14 protein-coding genes are annotated in these 17,932 nt (G+C 59.1%); 8 read left to right on the forward strand and 6 right to left on the reverse strand.

Annotated features, from left to right (window positions below; genetic code table 11):
• Nucleotides 1-6: 6 nt before the first annotated feature.
• From B3M52_RS09760 to ccmI, 7 genes are read left to right on the forward strand one after another with little or no spacing between them, the layout of a single operon-like run.
• Complete coding sequence (locus B3M52_RS09760; protein WP_227544358.1) at nt 7-753, forward strand: heme ABC transporter permease; 747 nt, start codon at nt 7-9, stop codon at nt 751-753.
• Between the two features lie 4 nt (nt 754-757).
• Nucleotides 758-985, forward strand: coding sequence for a heme exporter protein CcmD (ccmD, locus tag B3M52_RS09765; protein WP_036204894.1), 228 nt, complete (start codon nt 758-760; stop codon nt 983-985).
• Between the two features lie 14 nt (nt 986-999).
• Nucleotides 1,000-1,476, forward strand: coding sequence for a cytochrome c maturation protein CcmE (gene ccmE / locus B3M52_RS09770; RefSeq protein WP_075194749.1), 477 nt, complete (start codon nt 1,000-1,002; stop codon nt 1,474-1,476).
• A gap of 38 nt (nt 1,477-1,514) precedes the next feature.
• Complete coding sequence (locus tag B3M52_RS09775; RefSeq protein WP_075194750.1) at nt 1,515-3,527, forward strand: heme lyase CcmF/NrfE family subunit; 2,013 nt, start codon at nt 1,515-1,517, stop codon at nt 3,525-3,527.
• On the forward strand, nt 3,524-4,060 hold the full coding sequence (locus B3M52_RS09780; protein ID WP_075194751.1) for a DsbE family thiol:disulfide interchange protein: 537 nt from the start codon (nt 3,524-3,526) through the stop codon (nt 4,058-4,060). Before B3M52_RS09775 ends, B3M52_RS09780 begins: the two co-directional genes overlap by 4 nt.
• Nucleotides 4,060-4,539 (forward strand): cytochrome c-type biogenesis protein, encoded by a 480-nt coding sequence (locus B3M52_RS09785; protein WP_075194752.1) that lies wholly within the window; start codon nt 4,060-4,062, stop codon nt 4,537-4,539. Before B3M52_RS09780 ends, B3M52_RS09785 begins: the two co-directional genes overlap by 1 nt.
• Nucleotides 4,540-4,581: 42 nt before the next feature.
• The gene (gene ccmI, locus B3M52_RS09790) at nt 4,582-5,859 is read left to right on the forward strand and encodes a c-type cytochrome biogenesis protein CcmI (protein ID WP_041333707.1); all 1,278 of its coding nucleotides are present in this window, start codon (nt 4,582-4,584) and stop codon (nt 5,857-5,859) included.
• Between the two features lie 4 nt (nt 5,860-5,863).
• Here ccmI and B3M52_RS09795 read toward each other — a convergent pair whose 3' ends face one another.
• Genes B3M52_RS09795 through B3M52_RS09820 form a run of 6 tightly spaced genes read right to left on the reverse strand, consistent with a single transcriptional unit; the run spans nt 5,864 to nt 12,836 of the window.
• Nucleotides 5,864-7,615 carry a BatD family protein gene (locus tag B3M52_RS09795; RefSeq protein WP_075194753.1) on the reverse strand — a complete coding sequence of 584 codons (1,752 nt, stop codon included), beginning with the start codon at nt 7,613-7,615 and terminating at the stop codon, nt 5,864-5,866.
• Nucleotides 7,609-9,420, reverse strand: coding sequence for a vWA domain-containing protein (locus tag B3M52_RS09800; protein ID WP_178380759.1), 1,812 nt, complete (start codon nt 9,418-9,420; stop codon nt 7,609-7,611). The genes B3M52_RS09795 and B3M52_RS09800 overlap by 7 nt, the downstream gene beginning before the upstream one ends.
• Nucleotides 9,413-10,435: a vWA domain-containing protein gene (locus tag B3M52_RS09805; protein ID WP_075194754.1), complete on the reverse strand. Its 1,023-nt coding sequence runs from the start codon at nt 10,433-10,435 to the stop codon at nt 9,413-9,415. Before B3M52_RS09805 ends, B3M52_RS09800 begins: the two co-directional genes overlap by 8 nt.
• Nucleotides 10,429-10,899 (reverse strand): DUF4381 domain-containing protein, encoded by a 471-nt coding sequence (locus B3M52_RS09810; protein ID WP_075194755.1) that lies wholly within the window; start codon nt 10,897-10,899, stop codon nt 10,429-10,431. Before B3M52_RS09810 ends, B3M52_RS09805 begins: the two co-directional genes overlap by 7 nt.
• 19 nt (nt 10,900-10,918) lie before the next feature.
• A complete protein-coding gene (locus B3M52_RS09815; RefSeq protein WP_041333713.1) occupies nt 10,919-11,863 on the reverse strand; it encodes a DUF58 domain-containing protein in 945 nt (314 codons plus the stop codon).
• Between the two features lie 10 nt (nt 11,864-11,873).
• The gene (locus B3M52_RS09820; protein WP_036204929.1) at nt 11,874-12,836 is read right to left on the reverse strand and encodes an AAA family ATPase; all 963 of its coding nucleotides are present in this window, start codon (nt 12,834-12,836) and stop codon (nt 11,874-11,876) included.
• A 144-nt stretch (nt 12,837-12,980) separates the two neighbouring features.
• Between B3M52_RS09820 and B3M52_RS09825 the strand changes: the two genes are divergently transcribed.
• Complete coding sequence (locus B3M52_RS09825; protein WP_036204931.1) at nt 12,981-17,867, forward strand: NAD-glutamate dehydrogenase; 4,887 nt, start codon at nt 12,981-12,983, stop codon at nt 17,865-17,867.
• The last annotated feature ends 65 nt before the right edge of the window (nt 17,868-17,932 follow it).

Below are 17,932 nucleotides of genomic sequence, written 5' to 3' on the forward strand. Positions count from 1 at the left end.
AACAACCTGATGTGGCAAATCTTTCACAAGCTGGGGTCGCCAAAATGGTTCTTCGGCATTGCCTCAACACTGATGCCCTGGCTGCTTGTGGCGGGGGCGGCCCTGTTTTTGACCGGTATTGTCTGGGGGTTGGGGTTTGCGCCACAGGATTACCTGCAGGGTAATAGTTATCGCATCATTTTCATTCACGTACCGTCTGCGTTTCTGGCCCAGTCGGTGTATATCATGATGGCCGTTGCGGCGTTGGTTACGCTGGTTTGGCGTATGAAACTGGCCGATGTTTTCGTCAAGGCCGTGGCACCGGTTGGTGCAGTGTTGACCTTCCTGGCCCTGTTTACCGGTGCGGTTTGGGGTAAGCCCACCTGGGGAACCTGGTGGATCTGGGATGCCCGGCTTACCTCGATGCTGATCTTGCTGTTTCTTTATTTTGGGGTGATGGCGTTGGGAGCGGCCATCTCCGATGAGAAATCCTCGGCACGTGCCGTTGCCGTGCTGGTACTGGTGGGGGTGGTTAACATACCGATCATTAAGTATTCCGTAGAGTGGTGGAATACCCTGCACCAGCCAGCGACGTTCAAGCTCACGGAAAAGCCCAGTATGCCCGCGGAAATGTGGGTGCCCCTGTTGCTCTCGGTATTGGGGCTTTATCTGATATTTGGCTGGCTCGCCTGTCTGCGTATGCAGACCAACATTTTGGCGCGTGAAGGCCGCACCCGCTGGGTAAAAGAACTGGTTCAGGCACGGGAGAACTGACGCAATGGCCTTCGACTCTTTTGGTGCTTTTCTGGCGATGGGCGGCCACGGCCCGTATGTCTGGGCATGCTATGCGGTGTTTTTCCTGCTGATGGGAGTCATGACGTGGTGGTCGCTGCGTCAGCGGCGGGTCGTAATTGCGCAACAGCGACGCCGTATGGCCCCCGCTCCGTCGGTGGACGAGCGCCCGGCGGCGGCCAGCTTTACCCGAATCGAATCTTCTCAAGACTGACTGGTAGATCAAACATGCACCCGATCCGAAAAAAACGGCTTACCATTGTCCTTTTTCTCCTTGTCGGGGTGTCGGTGGCCGTGGCCCTGACGACCTACGCGCTGCGGCAGAATATCAACCTGTTTTACGACCCAAGCCAAATTGCCGCTGGCGAAGCGCCGGTGGACGTCCGCATCCGTGCCGGCGGCATGGTGGAAGAAGGGACTGTGCAGCGTGATCCGGAAAGCCTGAAAGTGGAGTTCAAGGTAACGGACTTTACCTCATCGGTATTGGTGGAATACACCGGGATCCTGCCGGACCTGTTTGCCGAAGGGCAGGGCGTTGTCGCCATGGGGCGCATGGACGGTAATGGCCGTTTTGTCGCGGACCAGGTGCTGGCAAAGCACGACGAGAATTACATGCCACCGGAAGTGAACGACGCCCTGGAAAAGGCCGCCGGCAAGCGGGCCGCCATGCCTGCGACAGCCGGTGAATCCAGCGCCGGTTACTAGCGTTGCTGGCCCACGTTTAAGAGAGTTGGAGAATCCTGATGTATCCGGAACTCGGACAGATCGCCCTGATACTCGCGCTGTTGCTGGCAGTGCTCCTTTCCGTGGTCCCCCTGGTGGGCTCGGTGACGGGGCGTGACCAATTGCTGGCCTTCGCCCGGCCGCTGTCAGCGGGCCTGTTCGTCTTCGTTGCCCTGGCCTTTGGTCTTCTGACTCACGCGTTTGTGACCGATGACTTTTCCGTGGCCTATGTCGCCAACAACAGCAATAGCATGTTGCCCTGGTACTACAAATTCAGCGCGGTGTGGGGCGGCCATGAAGGCTCGCTGCTGCTCTGGGTGCTGATGCTTGTTGGCTGGACGCTGGCGGTCGCCATATTCAGCCGGCGCCTGCCGTCGGTGATGGTGTCCCAGGTGTTGTCGGTGCTTGGTATGGTCACGGTGGGCTTCCTGTTGTTTACCATCATGACCTCCAATCCTTTCGATCGTACGCTCCCCAATGTGCCGGCCGATGGCGCCGACCTGAACCCGCTGTTGCAGGATTTCGGGCTGATCGTGCATCCACCCATGTTGTACATGGGGTATGTGGGCTTCTCCGTGGCCTTTGCTTTCGCCATTGCCGCGCTGATCAATGGCAAACTGGATGCGGCCTGGGCTCGTTGGTCCCGCCCCTGGACCACAGTGGCCTGGGCTTTCCTTTCCCTGGGCATTGCCCTGGGTAGCTGGTGGGCCTATTACGAACTGGGTTGGGGCGGCTGGTGGTTCTGGGACCCGGTCGAGAACGCCTCGCTGCTGCCCTGGTTGTCGGGAACGGCGCTGATGCACAGTCTGGCTGTCACCGAGAAGCGCGGCGTATTCAAGAGTTGGACCGTGCTGCTGGCCATCGTAACCTTCGCCCTGAGCCTGCTGGGAACCTTCCTGGTGCGTTCCGGGGTGCTGACCTCTGTCCACGCCTTCGCCTCAGACCCCGACCGGGGGACATTTCTGCTGGCGCTACTGGCGATTACGATTGTTTCGAGCCTGACCCTGTACGCGTTCAGGGCGCCGGTGGTGCATGTGCGCTCCCGTTACGGCAGCCTGTCCCGTGAAATCTTCCTGCTGATGAACAATGTGTTGCTGGTTGCCGCAACCCTGTTGGTGTTGGTGGGGACTCTTTATCCATTGGTTCTGGACTACCTGGACATGGGGCGGCTATCCATCGGTGAACCCTTCTTCAATCTGACCTTCAGCCCCCTTGGAATTGCCGCCGGCTTGCTGTTGGGGGCAGGTATATTCTCCCGCTGGAAGAAAACCGACGGCGGCTGGCTGGGCCGCAAACTGCTGTGGCCTTTGGCTGTCAGTATGATCGGGACCAGTGCTGTGCTGGTTGGGTACGGCACGTTCGAGCCCTGGGCGTTTGGGGGCCTGTTCTCAGCGATGTGGATTACGGTGGCCACCTTTTGGGATCTCTGGGAAAAGTCCGGGTCACGGAATGGGCGCCTCCACGGCCTCAGGCGTCAATCCCGCAGTTACTACGGCATGGTGTTCGGGCATCTGGGGCTGGCCATCACCATGGCGGGTGCGACGGTCGCGTCCAACTACGGTATCGAGCGGGACGTACGCATGTCGCCCGGGGACACCGCGATGGTGGGTGATTATCGGGTTGCGTTTGCCGAAATTGGCAACCGAAGAGGGCAGAACTTCACCGCGGAATACGGTCGTTTTGACGTTTACGATTCGGATGGTGGTCTGATATCCACGCTATACCCGGAGAAGCGCCGATACATGGTTCAACGTAACACCATGACCGAGGCTGGTATTGACGGCGGCCTGTTCCGGGATATTTTTGTCGCCATCGGTGAACGGGTGTCTGACGATGCCTGGGCGATCCGGCTTCAATACAAACCGCTGGTCCGCTGGTTGTGGTTGGGGGCACTGTTTATGGCCGCTGGTGGCTTCCTGGCCATTTCGGACCGCCGCTATCGCATTCGCGACAAGGTTGCGGAAAACGGTAAGGCCAAGGCACCGAACGCAGGCGGTGAGCGCGGAGCAGACCCGGTAGAAGCGTCGTCATGAAGCGGCTGCTGCTGTTCACGCCGTTGATCCTCGCTGTGGTACTCGGAGTGGTCCTGTTCGCCGGTATTGGCAAAGACCCCAACAAACTCGAGTCGGCGTTGATCGGCAAACCGGTGCCCGAGTTTTTGTTGACGGATCTCCACAACGAAAGTCGCGAGCTGACTCGTGAGGTTTTTGAAGGGCATGTGTCCCTGCTGAATGTCTGGGGTACCTGGTGCCCGGCCTGCCGGGATGAGCATGGTGATCTGGTCTGGCTGGCGGAAGAGAAAGGCGTGCGTATCGTTGGCCTTAACTATAAGGACAACCGGGATGATGCACTGGTCTGGCTTGATCGGTTGGGCGACCCGTATCAGGTGTCGATCTACGATCCCCGTGGCAGCCTCGGGTTTGACCTGGGGGTTTATGGCGCGCCGGAAACCTATGTCATTGATGCCGAAGGTATTGTGCGTTACCGCCATGTTGGCGTGGTCAACGAAAAAGTATGGGAGCAGGACATCAAGCCCATCGTCGACCGGTTCAGGGGGAAGATCTGATGTGGCGCCCGGTGTTTGCATGGCTGCTACTGATGACAATTGCGCCGATGTCGGTAGCGGATGCCCGAGACGTTTACGGGTTTGATACTCAGGCGCAGGAGCAGAGGTTCCAGACCCTGATTTCGGAGTTGCGTTGCCCGAAGTGCCAGAACCAGAACATCGCCGATTCCAATGCGCCGATTTCCAAGGACATGCGCGACGAGGTGTACCGGATGATGTCTGATGGCGCCAGCAACGAGGAAATTGTCGGAGCACTGGTCGACCGCTTTGGTGAATTCGTGCGATACAAGCCGGAGGTGGATAGCCGCACCATCCTGCTGTGGGCAACGCCAGCCATTGTGGTCCTGGGTGGCCTGATGGTGGTGGCCGGGATTGTCATCCGTTCCCGCAGGGCCGGCCAGGACGAGCCAGCCCTGACCGACGAAGAGCGTGCACGGGCATCCAGAATGCTCGATGGCGATGACTCCAGCCGCACCTGACTTCAAACAACACTCTTTCTCAACCGGATTAATGACCGTTCTATGACACAGACCTTCTGGCTGACGGCCGCTGTATTAATCGTACTTGCCCTGGCGTTTGTGGTGGCGCCGTTGTTCCTGCACCGTTCCGGCCGGCGCGCGGAAATGGATCTGCGCAACCAGAACCTGTTGGCATATCGCAGCCGAATGGCGGAACTGGATCGCGAGTTTGAAGCCGGCGCGCTGGACGAGGAAAGCTATCAACAGCTCCGGGAAGAGCTGGCCGGCAGTATGCTTGATGATGTCCCGGATGCTGAGCGTGGTGTTATTGCTTCACCGGATCGGGCCAGGGGCGGGAAAAGCGCCATCGTCATTGCGATTGCCAGCCTCGCGGTTATTCCCGCCGCTGCGGTATACCTGTACGGACAGTGGGGCGCCATGGACGACGTCGAGCAGTTCCGCGCCATGCAGGAAATGATGGCAGCCGACAGCGATCGCCTGGGCCAGATGCAGGAACTGACGGCCCAGCTTCGCGAGCGGTTGGAGGACAATCCGGAGAACACCGAGGGCTGGGCCATGCTGGGGCGTAGCTATATGCGCATCGAGCAGTATGAGGATGCGGCGTGGGCCTTCGAACGGCTGGCAGAGAGTATTGAGGACGATGAGAGCGGTAAAGCTGTCGCCTGGGGATTGTCAGCCCAGGCTGCATTTTTCCTGAGTGAGGGTGACCTCAACCCAGAGGTGTCGAACGCCATTGAAAAAGCCAGGTCGCTGAATCCCGACGAGGTCAATTCCCTCGGCCTGCTCGGCATCCATGCCTTCAGCCAGCAGAACTTTGAGGAGGCGATCCGGTATTGGGAGCGCATTGTGTCGGTGGCGCCCAATCATCCCCAGATTACGTCCATCCGCCAGGGCATTGAACAGGCCTATCAGCGCCTGGGTCGGGAGATGCCGCAGGAGCAGCCGTCAGAGGTATCCGGGGCCGGCGTAACCGTCCAGGTGGAAATAGACGAAGCATTCCAGGGCGAGATTCCTGACGACACCACCCTGTTTGTTCTGGCGCGTCGCGCGAATGTTCAGGGCGGGCCACCTCTGGCTGTGGCACGGCTGAGTGCGGGCCAGTTACCGATGGAGATCCGATTGGACGACCGCTTCAATATGTCCGCGAATGCAAAGCTGTCGGAGGCGGGTGAAGTGCGCCTGCAAGCGCGCCTGTCACGCTCTGGCAACGCCAGGCCCCAGGCAGGAGACTGGCAGGGCGAGGTGGATCAGCCGGTGCCAGTGGGTGAAGGCGAAAACGAGCCTGTCACCCTGGTGATTGACACCCAACTGGTGCAGTAATCTGTCACCGGCTGGTGCTCAGGCCCTGCGGGTAGAGCGGCGGCAGCTGATCCCCGGGAGCTGATTCACCGGCGGTTCCACGCACGCGGATGAGCGCTGCCACAAGCCGTTCTCCCTGCCAGGGCTCTGACGTGGCCGATTCACCGGGTGTCCCGAATAATCGCTGCTGAAGCTGTTCGATCTCGGCGGCCAGTTCCGTGTCGTCCAGAAACCGGTTCACATCCGTTACGCTTTGGAAGGTGCGTTCCGGATGCCTTTGAGACATCCAGCGTACAAGCAGGTCGGTCGTTTTGGGCGATCCCGCCTGCGCTGCCTCGCACAGATCCCGGAATAGCACCTTTTCCCGGTTGTCTCCCTGACTCGCCACGACCTTGCCAGCACTGGTGCGATGCCTGCTGTACCACCAGGCCGCCAGAGTGATCAGCCAACCCACCACAACGGCCAGGGTGGCCAACGGCCAGAAGCCAGCGCCGGATTCTCCGTCAGGCTCACCTGATACCGGGTCATCGTTGGTCCTGGTGTCCGTTTCCGACGCGTCTTCCGGATTACTGGGCACCGAGTCGATCTGGCCGGGTATCCCCTCAACGACCAGCGTATGTGCTGGAATAACCGCTACTTTTTCGCTGTCGCTTTCAGTATCCCACCAGGGGATCCGGATCTCGGGTAAGGTTAATTTTCCAGGCTGCACGGGCACCAGTGCCGTGGTCTGGGTCAGTGTCGAAGTCAGCCCTTCGGTGCCGGGTGTGGTCGTGCGCTCGGGCTTTTCCGGGTAAGCCCGTATGCTATCGGGTGTCTGTTCCGGGAACGGCGGCAGGGATTCGGCAGGTAGGCCCTCCGCCCTCATGGTGAGGCTTCTGGTAAGGTTCTGGCCCGCTGTCAGGTTCTGGTTTCGTGGCAGTCCGGACTGGGCCAGCTCCAGCGTGCGGGCGGGCAACCAGGTGTCTCCGCTGAATTCCGCTGGCACACCCTTGACGGTGATATCAAACAGGTTGGCGCTGTCGCGGAGAAACTTCAATTGGCCCTGTTCATTCCGGGCCTGGCCCTCAAAGCGGATGGGCTGCAGACTGAGCTGTCCTTCTCTTTGGGGAAACAATGCGTAACGGCGCTCAACCACACGATAGCGAACACCGTCCCGGTAGCGGGTGTACTCGCTCTGCTTGCCCAGCGATTCGACAATGGCATTCGGGTGCTCCGGTTCGGAGAGCTCGCCGCGAATGAGGTTGCCGGTGAAAAACAGCTTGATGGTGAGCACCAGCTGTTCCTGAACGTACACTTCGTCCTTGTCCGCGGCCAGCTCGATAAAGCTGTCTCTTTGGACCTCGGTCTCCTGATCGGGTGGGGTGCCGCTGATAACCTCAATGGTGACGGGGGTTGAACGGGAATCTCGGAAGCTCAGGGGCGGAATGGTCAATTCACCGGTCTTTTTGGGCGCGAGCTGGTACGTCCATGTGATCTCGCCCACCATTTCATTGTTGACGGTGCGAATGGAGTATTGCTGGTTGCGGGCGAGAATTTCGAAGTCGTCTTCTACCTTTTCGATGTCCGGTTTTGGCAGACTCGACAAGTCGAAATCGAACAGGTTTCCCAGATTGATATCGATTTTGGTGCTGCCCTTGACGCTCAGGGTAAGCACTTCGCCCTCGTAAAGACGGGTTCTGTCGGGTTCGACGGTCAGATCGTTGGCTGCCATGGCCGGTCCTGCCATGGTGACAAGCAGCAGTATCAGAATAAACGGACCGGTCAGCCGGCTTACCATGGTGTATCGCCCTCGTCAGATGGTGTTTCTCGTTCCTGGTATTGTTGCAGGAATTTGCGCCTCAACAGTCCGCCCGGATTATCGGGCACGCGCCGGAGCCATTGTTCCTGTCCCTGGGTCAGCGGGGAAGTATCAAGCTCCGCCGGTGCCCTGGATGTTTGTCCGTCGCTCGCTGAAGCGTCGGCATCACGTTGGCGTTGTTGAGCGCTCTCCTCCTGCTTTTCCTGTTGGTCGCTTTGGCCGTTCCGTTGGCTATCCTCTGGCTCGTTCTTTTGCTGTCCATTGTGTTGATTATCCGGCTGGTTCTGCCCGGCCTGATCTGACGGGTCGCCGTCCTGGTTCTGAGTATCCGACCCATTCTGTGAGTTCTGCTGGTTACCCTGCTGCTGTTGATTGCCGTCCTGATCTGACGATTCACTGCCGTCCCCGCTGGATTGGTTCTGTTGCTGCTCCAGCAGCTGTTTCACCAGGTCACGGTTGAACAAGGCGTCTTCATGTCCAGGTTGCATCGCCAGCACATTCTCGTAGGCCTCGAGGGCTTCTTCCAGCTTGCCGGCACGGGCCAGGGCGTTGCCGCGGTTGTAGCTTGCCCTGGGCGTGTCTTCGCTGGCGAACGCGCCCGCTGCGGACTCATAGTCACCTGAGCGATAGAGTGCGCTACCACGCCACTGGGGATTGTCGAGAATCCTGGCTGCCTGTTCCGGGTCTTCTTCGATCAGCGCGGGCGCACGCTGATCCTCCCGGGACCAAAGGGCGTCCCAGTCCATGGCCATTGCGGGACGTGGGGTGAGGGGCAAAAGTGTTAGCAGTACCGCCACCATGGCACCGCGACGCCAGCCGAGCAATGCCAGTGGCGCGGCCAGCCACAATAGCCAGTAGCCATCATCCTGCCAGCGGTTGACCGTCAGGTCGCGCTCGCTGTCTTGCCAGTTGTCCGAGTCAATGGGGCGCAGCTCCAGGCTGCGGATGTCCTCGTCCGTAATGGTCAGGCTATGACTGTCTCCACCATTGCTTTTCGCCAGTTCCGCCATGCCTGCGGGGTCCGCACGGGTAATCACGATGTCGCCGCCATCACGAATGAATCCTTGGCGTGCCAGCGGTATTGGGCCACCCTCTGAAGTACCAACGGTCAGGGTGCTGAGCGCGAACCGACTGCCCGTCAGGGTATCGCTGATGCGAGGAAGGTAACGCTCGTCCACATTGTCTGCAATCAGTAACAGTCGCCCCGTCCCCGGGGCGCCCTGTTCCAGCAGGTCAAGGCCACGTTGTATGCCGAGATCGGTTCGGTTTCCTGCAGCGGGCATGATCACCGGTTCGAGTACCTCCAGCATGCCCTCGATGGTATTGCTGTCATCCGTCAGCGGTGTGACCGCATGAGCGTCCGCGGCATAGACCACCAGGGCGGTCAGGCTTCCCTCCCGTGCTTTCAGAATATCGCGAATCTTGCGCTTGGCCACGGTCAGGCGGTCGGGCGTTACATCGGTAGAAAGCATTGACAGCGACAGGTCCAGCACGATAACGAGGCTGTCATTCTGTTGTTGCAGTGGCGTGGGCGCCTTGCGCCACGACGGGCCGGCGAGGGCAACGGCAAGCACCACGAGGGCGGCAACGACCGGCAATACGGGCGAGCGTTTTTGACCGCCCGCTGCGCCAGACTGACTGATCAGTGGGCGCAGCAGTTGCGGCGGTATCACGCGGCTCCAGCCACTGTCGCTCTGGCGGACGCGTTTGAATACCAACGGCAGGACAAGGGCGACAAGAAGTAACAGCAGCCACAGTGGGCGCAGGAAGTGAAAATCAGCCATGATTCCCTCCCCGTGCGTTGTTTCTGGTCTCAAGCCGGTTGCTGGCCACTCTGGCGCTCTGGAGTAGCAGCCAGATCAGGACGGCAATTCCGGCGGGCCAGACGTACAGTTCAGTCACCGGTCGATAGTGTTTGCCTTCCAGTTCGATGGGTTCGAGCTGGTTGATGCTTTCGTAGATCAGTTCCAGCTCGGGCAGACTGCGGGCCCGGAAGTACTCACCGCCGGTCTGCTGGGCAATTCGCGTCAGCAAACCCTCATCGAGGTCGCGGGATGGGTTGACCCGGCGCGAGCCGAGCAGCCCACGCTGAACCATGGTTTCGGCACCAATCCCGATGGTGTAGATGCGTACGCCAGCGGCTTTTGCAATCTCCGCCGCCTTGTCCGGCGCGATCTCACCAGCGGTGTTGGCGCCATCGGTCAGCAAGATCACCACGCGTTGTTCCTGGGGGCGATCACGAAGGCGTTTGACCGCCAGACCAAGGGCGTCGCCGATGGCCGTGGCCCGCCCGGCCATGCCGATACCGGCTTCATGCAGCAGCGTGCGAACGGTGGCGAGGTCAAAGGTCAGCGGCGCCTGGATATAGGGTTCCGTACCGAACAACAGCAGCCCCAGGCGGTCACCTTCACGGCGCTGGATAAAGTCATCCAGCACGCGCTTCACCGCCTGTAGTCGGTTTATGCTGCGGCCCTGGATGACCATGTCCTGTTCGTCCATTGACGGGGAAATATCCACTGCCAGAAGCAGGTCACGACCGCTGACCGGCAACTGTACCTGTTCGCCGACGTGTTGGGGGCGCGCCAGGGCCACGACCAGCAGCAGCCAGATCAGCAACAGTGCCAGTTGCTGCCAAAGGGGGGCGTGGCTGCCGCTACGGCTGACACCCGGCAGGTCCGATAACCAATGCCCGACCGGAAAAACAGGTGCCTCCACAGTCTGAGCACTGCGTTTGCGTAAACGGATTATCAGGGGCACCAGAGCCAGTAGCAGGGCCCATGGAAACGCAAGGCTCAGCATTTTTGGCCTCCCAGCCAGACACGGGCGAACGCGACAGCATCACTGGTATGGCACTCGGGGGTTGGTTGCCAACTGCTGTTCACCATGGCTTCCACCACCGGGCGTGAGGCAATGCGATCCTTCGGGCTGGTTTCCAGAAGAAAGCGAACCCAGGGTTCGCCGGACAGGGATTCCGGGAGGCGTTCAGGGTAGCGGATACGCGCGGCTTGTTTCAGTAGAGCGTTCAGCGCGCCGAACCATTGGCTGTTGGGTGTTGCGGCCTGCTCCAGTCGGTTCAATTCTGTAATGGCGGTTTTCAGCCAGCGGTTTTTGCGCCGTTTTCGTCGGATCAGCACAAACGCCAGAATGCCCAGGGCAATTGCGATAGCTATCAGCAACCACCAGCCGGGCGCCGGTGGCCAGAAGCCTCCGGATTGTGGCAGGTGAATGTCTCTGAGCTGGCTCAGTGGGTCCTGTTGCATCATGGGGTCTTTGCGGTTCCTGTCATCCGATGTGCCCCCGGGGGCCAAGCAGTGCCTGCAACGCCAACGCTGGCTGATCGCCGGTCATGACGCTGGCGGGCTGTACACCCGCCGTTCGAAAGCACTCCTCAAGGGCCTCTGTATGCTGGCGAACCTTGTCTGCATAGGCCCTCTGGAAGCGGGGGTTGCTGCTATCGAACCACACCGGTCCGTCCTCGCCGGCAATGGCGAAACGACCGCTTTCAGGTAACTTCAGCTCCAATGGGTCAACAACTCTCAGTGCGCTGACCGTGTTGTGACGTGCCAGTGAACCGAGTAGCCGCGACGTTTCTGAGGTAATGGTCAGGAAGTCACTGATGACGAAAATGCGGCTACCGGTGTGGGCCACACGGCGAGCTTCCCGCAGGGCGGTATCCAGGGTGGCGTTTTCCACGCCGGCGGCCGCAACGGCGCTTGAGTCGCGCGTGCTTCTTTGCTGCCTTGCCACGGTGTCGAGGAACTGCAGTACCGATTTCTTGCGCCGCGCCGGGCGCTGTACGGTGAGTTCGTTGCCGTTGAAAACGATTCCTCCCACCTGATCGCCAGACCAAAGGGCAAGCCAGGCCAGGATACCGGCAATCTGGGCGCCGCGGACCTGTTTGTAGGCACCGGTGCTGGCGAAAAACAGTGAAGGCCCGAGGTCGCAAAGCAGGAGCACGGGGCGCTCGCGCTCTTCCTCGTAGAGCTTTGTGTGCGGCGACTGCCGTCGGGCGGTCACCCGCCAGTCGATGCTGCGGATATCGTCCCCGGGCTGATACTGGCGCACTTCAGCAAAGGCCATGCCCCGCCCGCGCCGGGGAGAGCGTTGCAGGCCGGCCTGCCGGGATCTTACCGGGCGCGCAGCAGGCAACTTCAATGCGCGGGCATCTGCCTGCAGGCGAATGAGACCGGAAAGGGGAATATGAGTCGCTGGCTCTTCGGGCGTCATGGTCACGGTGTCAGGCTGTTACCGGAACGCGGTCTATCAGGCGCTGGATAATAGCATCTGCAGTCAGGCCTTCGGCTTCGGCTTCGAAGGTCAGCAAAATACGATGGCGAAGAACGTCGAAGGCAATGTTCCTCACATCGTCCGGGCTGACGTAGTCCCGTCCTTCCAGCCACGCCATGGCTCTGGCGCAGCGGTCCAGCGCGATGGTGCCTCGTGGGCTGGCTCCGAAGGCAGTCCAGCGGGCCAGTTCCGGGTCGAGTGACGCCGGGTCACGGGTGGCCAGCACCAAAGCCAGCAGGTATTGCTCGACGGGCTCTGACATATAGATGTCGGAAACCGCATGCCGGGCTTCGAAAACCTGGTCGGCCGTCAGGCGGACTTCAGCGGCCACCTGCCCACGGCGGTAGTCGTTGCGCGCCAGGTGAAGAATCTCTTTTTCGGCCACGGCGGACGGATAGTCAATCACTACATGCATCAGGAACCGGTCGAGCTGGGCTTCAGGCAGGGGGTAGGTGCCTTCCTGTTCGATGGGGTTCTGGGTGGCCATTACCATGAACAGGCGATCCAGCGGGAAGGTGCGCATGCCGACACTGACCTGGCGTTCGCCCATGGCTTCGAGTAACGCTGACTGTACCTTGGCCGGAGCCCGGTTAATTTCATCAGCCAGCACCAGGTTATGGAAGATCGGGCCATGCTGGAACTCGAATTGCCCGGTTTCGGCTCGGTAGATCTCACTGCCGGTGACGTCGGATGGCAGCAGGTCCGGGGTGAACTGGATACGGTGAAAGTCGCCTTCGAGGTGGTCGGCGAGGGCCTTGATGGCGGTGGTTTTTGCCAGGCCGGGAGCGCCCTCAACCAGCAGGTGGCCATCGGCCAACAGGGCAATCAGCAAACGGTCCACCAGTTTTTCCTGGCCAATAATCCTTTTTGCTAACTGAGACCTGAGCTCTCCAAACGTATGCTGTAATGCCATGGGGGGTGTCCACTCCTACTGCAGAGACGGTTCGCGTAAGTAGATGCCGCAGTTTTCGCATCTGTGGGGCAAAAATCAAGGCTTTGACTATGCTTATGTGACGGTACACCGATTACGTTTATTTCACACTCACAGAGGTCGACTATGAATGCGCTGACGATCGCCAGCAAGGAACAGTTTTTCCAACAGCTGGACGAAGCTTTCGCTGAAAAAATAGCGAAAACCGAAGCGAAAAAGATCAGTGAATTCGCGAAGCAGCATTATGCTCACATTCCTCTTGAAGAACTTATAAGTCGACGATTTTCCGATACCTATGGGGCTATCCTCGCGGCCTGGCAATTTCTTCAGAAACGGTCCGCCGAGGAAACCCCTGTGTCCGTGTTCAATCCGGACCTCGAAAGTGATGGCTGGCAGTCAACGCATACTGTCATTTTTATTCTTCATCCGAACATGCCGTTTCTAATCGATTCCCTGCGAATTGCCATCAACCAGCGGGAAATCGGTACCCACTCGATTCAGCACTCCATACTTCAGGTGGAGCGGGACACTCAGGGCAAACTGAAAAAACTGCATCCTCCGAAAAAGAAGTCCGCCAATGCCAGCTACGAGGCGTTCATTGTGCTGGAGATTGACCGGCATAGCAGCCCGGAAGACCTGAGATCGCTTGAAGAGGTGCTGCAAACCATTCTTCATGAAGTCCGAATAGCGGTCAGTGACTTCCCGATTGTGACTGAAAAAGTCAATGAAATCAGCCGGGAGCTGGATAATACCACGGCCGGTATCGACGAGGAGGAAAAGGAAGAGGCGAAGGCCTTCCTGGCGTGGCTGGTCAAGGACCACTTCACCTTCCTTGGCTACGACGAATACGATTTCGCCAAGGACAAGAGCGGGTTGGTGGTCCGCCGTGTGGAGAATTCCGAACTGGGCATCCTGCGGGTGAACAACGAGCGCCCGGATCGCGTTCGGCTCAATGAATTGCCACAGCGCACCCGGCATGAAATGACCCGCACCGATGATATCTTCATTTTCGCGAAGTCGGCCCAGCGTTCACGGGTTCACCGTCCGGCCTATCCGGACTACATCGCCGTCAAGAAGTTCAACAGCAAGGGCGAGGTGGTCGGCGAGCGCCGTTTCCTGGGGTTGTATACCTCACGGGTCTACAACGAGCGCCCGGATGAAATTCCCCTGCTGCGCCGCAAGTTCCAGACGGTCATGCGGCGGTCGGGGTTCCTGCGTGATGACTACGCGGGCAAGGAACTGGATCAGATCCTCACGGTGTATCCCCGGGACGAACTGTTCCAGATAGAGCCGGGCGAGCTGCTGTCCGTCGCCAAGAGCATTCTCTATATTCAGGAACGTCGTCGTATCGAGCTGTTCATGCGGGAAGACGTGTATGGCCAGTTCGTGACCTGCCTGGCGTTCTTCCCCCGGGATATCTACAACACCGAGTTGCGCCTGAAGGTCGAACAGGAGTTGCTGGAGACCCTGGGTGCCGAAGACATCGAATTTGTGACCCACTTTTCCGAATCGGTTCTGGCGCGGGTGCAGTTCACGATACGGGTGCCCCAGGTGGAAAACCGGCAGCTTCCGATTTCCGAGATTCGTGACAAGGTGATCGGGCTGGCACAGTCCTGGCGTGATGGCCTGCTGGAAGCGCTGACCGAGGCCTATGGCGAAGAGCAGGGTAACGAGATGTTCCGTGTGTACTCTGGCGGTTTCCCTGCCAGTTACAAAGACATGTTCTCGCCCCGGCGTGCTGCCATTGATCTTGAGCATATCTCCGGCGCAGCTGAGGAAAAGCATCTCACCATGAGCTTCTATCGGGCTCTGGAAGAGGATGAGAGTACGCTTCACTTTAAGCTTTTCTACCCGGATGAGCCGCTACCGCTGTCCGATGTGATGCCCATATTCGACAATCTGGGTTTCCGGGTGATCGGCGAGCACCCCTTTGAAGTCAGTGACCGGAAAGGCAAGACCGTATGGATACACGACTTCACCCTGCAGGCGCACAGTGGGAAAGTGGTGGATATCCATCGTATCCGGCCTATTTTCGAGGATCTGTTCCGTCGCGTGTGGTACGGCGATGCCGAGAATGACGCCTTCAACAGGCTGCTGCTGTCCTCCTACATGAGCTGGCGGGAGATCGCCTTGCTGCGGACCTTCGCCCGTTACATGCGTCAGATCCGCTTTTCCAACAGCCAGACCTTTATCTCCAACACCCTGGTCAACCATGTGGACCTGACGCGGTTGTTGCTGGAATTCTTTGAGGTGCGCTTCAATCCGGAGCGTTACCAGAGCGAGGGCAAAAGTGCGGCTGCGCAACAGAAGCTTGAGATCGAGTTCAACGCCGGGCTGGATGAGGTAGAGAACCTGAGTGAAGACCGGGTCCTGCGCCTGTTCCTGGAACTGATGCAGGCTACCCTGCGTACCAACTATTACCAGCCCGACGGCGAAGGTAAGACAAAGCCCTATATCAGTGTGAAATTCGACCCCTCCCGCATTCCGGATATGCCGCTGCCCATGCCCATGTTCGAGATTTTCGTCTACTCACCGCGGGTTGAGGGCGTGCATCTGCGTGGTGGCAAGGTGGCCCGAGGGGGCTTGCGCTGGTCCGACCGTTTCGAGGACTATCGCACCGAGATTCTCGGGCTGGTGAAAGCCCAGCAGGTCAAGAACGCGGTGATCGTGCCAGTCGGTGCCAAGGGCGGTTTCGTGGCTAAACGCCTTCCGGACATGTCGGATCGCGAGGCCTTCCAGGCCGAGGGTATCGAGGCCTATAAAACGTTCATCCGTGGCCTGCTGGACATTACCGACAACCTGGTGGACGCCGGTATCCAGCCGCCAGCGTCGGTGATTCGTCACGATGAGGATGACCATTACCTGGTTGTGGCTGCGGACAAGGGGACTGCAACCTTCTCGGACATCGCCAATGGTCTGGCGGCAGAGTATGGCTTCTGGATGGGGGATGCTTTTGCCTCCGGTGGCAGCAACGGTTATGACCACAAGAAAATGGGCATAACCGCCCGTGGTGCCTGGGTGTCCGTGGAACGCCATTTCCGCGAGCTGGGCATCAACCCGGCCCTGGATGAGTTCACCGCCATCGGTATCGGTGATATGGCGGGAGACGTGTTCGGCAACGGCCTGCTTTCATCGGAAAAGACAAAGTTGGTCGCCGCCTTCAACCATGTGCATATTTTTATCGATCCGGCGCCGGACGCGGCGAAAAGCTACAAAGAGCGTAAGCGTTTGTTCGAGCTACCACGCTCGTCCTGGACTGATTACGACACCAGCCTGATTTCCAAAGGTGGTGGCATCTTTAATCGCAGCGCCAAATCCATTCCAGTCAGCCCGGAAATGAAGAAACTACTGGGGATTAAATCCGACCGGGTGCCGCCCAACATGTTGATTACCCACATTCTGAAGGCCCAGGCTGACCTGCTTTGGGTGGGTGGCATTGGAACCTACGTCAAGGGTCAGGGCGAGTCCCACGGGGACGTTGGGGACAAGGCCAACGATGCGGTTCGTATCAACGGTTCTGAGCTGCGCTGCAAGATTGTGGGCGAAGGTGGGAACCTGGGCCTGACGCAGTTCGGGCGTATCGAGTTCGCGCTACGCGGCGGCCGGCTCAATACCGACTTCATCGACAACTCCGGCGGTGTGGATTGCTCCGACCACGAAGTGAACATGAAGATCCTCCTGAACCAGGCGGTTGCGATGGGGGATCTAACGGATAAACAGCGCAACATCATGCTGGAGGAAATGACGGATGATGTGGCCGCCCTGGTGCTCAAGAACAATTATCGGCAGACCCAGGCCATCAGTATTGCCAGTGTGGGGGCCATTACCCGGCTCGAAGAATACCGCCGGCTGATGAACACCATGGAAAGCGAGGGCAAGCTGAATCGCAGTCTGGAATTCCTGCCTGACGACGAAACCCTGTCCGAGCGTAAGCTGGACAAGAAAGGGTTAACCCGTCCGGAACTGTCCGTGCTGATTTCCTACGTCAAGGGGGATCTGAAGCAGACCCTGATCGACAGCAGTTTGCCGGATGAGCCCCTGTTGGCTGGGGAAATGTACAAGGTGTTTCCTCAGGACCTGACCCGCAAGTTCTCCAAAGAGCTGGGTGAGCACCAATTGCGCCGTGAGATCATTGCGACGCAGATTGCCAACGACATGGTCAACCACATGGGGATCACCTTCGTGGAGCGGTTGAAGCAGTCAACCGGGGCCGACGCGGCGTCGATTGCGTTGGCCTGGATCATCGCTCGTGATGTCTTCCGGCTGGACACTTGGTGGGACAAGGTGGAATACCTGGATTACTTTATCCCGGCCAAGGTTCAGATGGATCTGATGGGTGACCTGATGCGACTGATTCGCCGAGCTGTTCGCTGGCTGCTGCGCAACCGCCGGGCAGAACTTGGTATTCAGAGCCATATGGAGCGTTTCGCCGACAGCGTCTGGAAGATCACGGCCGACCTGCCGGATTATCTCGGCGAACAGGCTTGTGCTGATTGGAAAAAACGCCATAACGAACTGGTCGAGTCTGGCTTGCCGGAAGATCTGGCCTCTGTGGCGGCAGGTACCAGCTACCTCTATTCGTCTCTCGGCATCATCGAGGCCCGCGAGGCAACGGGCATGCCTCTGAAAACCGTCGCCAACCTCTATTACGATCTCGGCGACAAGCTGGACCTGAACTGGTTTGCCAACGCCATTGCTGCCCTGGTGCCCGCGTCTCACTGGCAGGCCCTTGCGAGGGAGAGTTTCCGTGAGGACCTGGATTGGCAACAGAGGGCGTTGACCACGGGTGTACTCAGGCTGGCTGCCAAGCCTGGGGATGTCAGCGGTGCTGTTGATAACTGGATGGCGCGGCACAGCACCATGATAAGCCGCTGGAAGTCCATGCTGACGGAACTCAAAGGGGTGCGTGAACCGGAATATGCGATGTTTTCCGTGGCGTTGCGAGAGCTACTGGATCTGGCTCAGAGCACCATGCACGAACATCACGACTCCGACCTGACTCAGACCAGTTGATGATTGATTTATGTCGCGGATTGCCGTTCAATTCTGGGCAATGTTGATCATTAGGAGGAGGTTTG

It is taken from the genome of Marinobacter sp. UBA2688 (assembly GCF_002352785.1).
Taxonomy (GTDB): Bacteria; Pseudomonadota; Gammaproteobacteria; order Pseudomonadales; family Oleiphilaceae; genus Marinobacter; species Marinobacter salarius.

Bases quoted from the DNA above. Each gene is read 5' to 3' on its own strand.
- B3M52_RS09800 (WP_178380759.1), bottom strand. From the start codon at position 9,420: ATGGCTGATTTTCACTTCCTGCGCCCACTGTGGCTGCTGTTACTTCTT.
- B3M52_RS09775 (WP_075194750.1), top strand. From the start codon at position 1,515: ATGTATCCGGAACTCGGACAGATCGCCCTGATACTCGCGCTGTTGCTG.
- B3M52_RS09805 (WP_075194754.1), bottom strand. From the start codon at position 10,435: ATGCTGAGCCTTGCGTTTCCATGGGCCCTGCTACTGGCTCTGGTGCCC.
- B3M52_RS09795 (WP_075194753.1), bottom strand. From the start codon at position 7,615: ATGGTAAGCCGGCTGACCGGTCCGTTTATTCTGATACTGCTGCTTGTC.
- B3M52_RS09825 (WP_036204931.1), top strand. From the start codon at position 12,981: ATGAATGCGCTGACGATCGCCAGCAAGGAACAGTTTTTCCAACAGCTG.
- B3M52_RS09785 (WP_075194752.1), top strand. From the start codon at position 4,060: ATGTGGCGCCCGGTGTTTGCATGGCTGCTACTGATGACAATTGCGCCG.
- ccmD (WP_036204894.1), top strand. From the start codon at position 758: ATGGCCTTCGACTCTTTTGGTGCTTTTCTGGCGATGGGCGGCCACGGC.
- ccmI (WP_041333707.1), top strand. From the start codon at position 4,582: ATGACACAGACCTTCTGGCTGACGGCCGCTGTATTAATCGTACTTGCC.
- B3M52_RS09810 (WP_075194755.1), bottom strand. From the start codon at position 10,899: ATGATGCAACAGGACCCACTGAGCCAGCTCAGAGACATTCACCTGCCA.
- B3M52_RS09780 (WP_075194751.1), top strand. From the start codon at position 3,524: ATGAAGCGGCTGCTGCTGTTCACGCCGTTGATCCTCGCTGTGGTACTC.
- B3M52_RS09815 (WP_041333713.1), bottom strand. From the start codon at position 11,863: ATGACGCCCGAAGAGCCAGCGACTCATATTCCCCTTTCCGGTCTCATT.
- B3M52_RS09820 (WP_036204929.1), bottom strand. From the start codon at position 12,836: ATGGCATTACAGCATACGTTTGGAGAGCTCAGGTCTCAGTTAGCAAAA.
- ccmE (WP_075194749.1), top strand. From the start codon at position 1,000: ATGCACCCGATCCGAAAAAAACGGCTTACCATTGTCCTTTTTCTCCTT.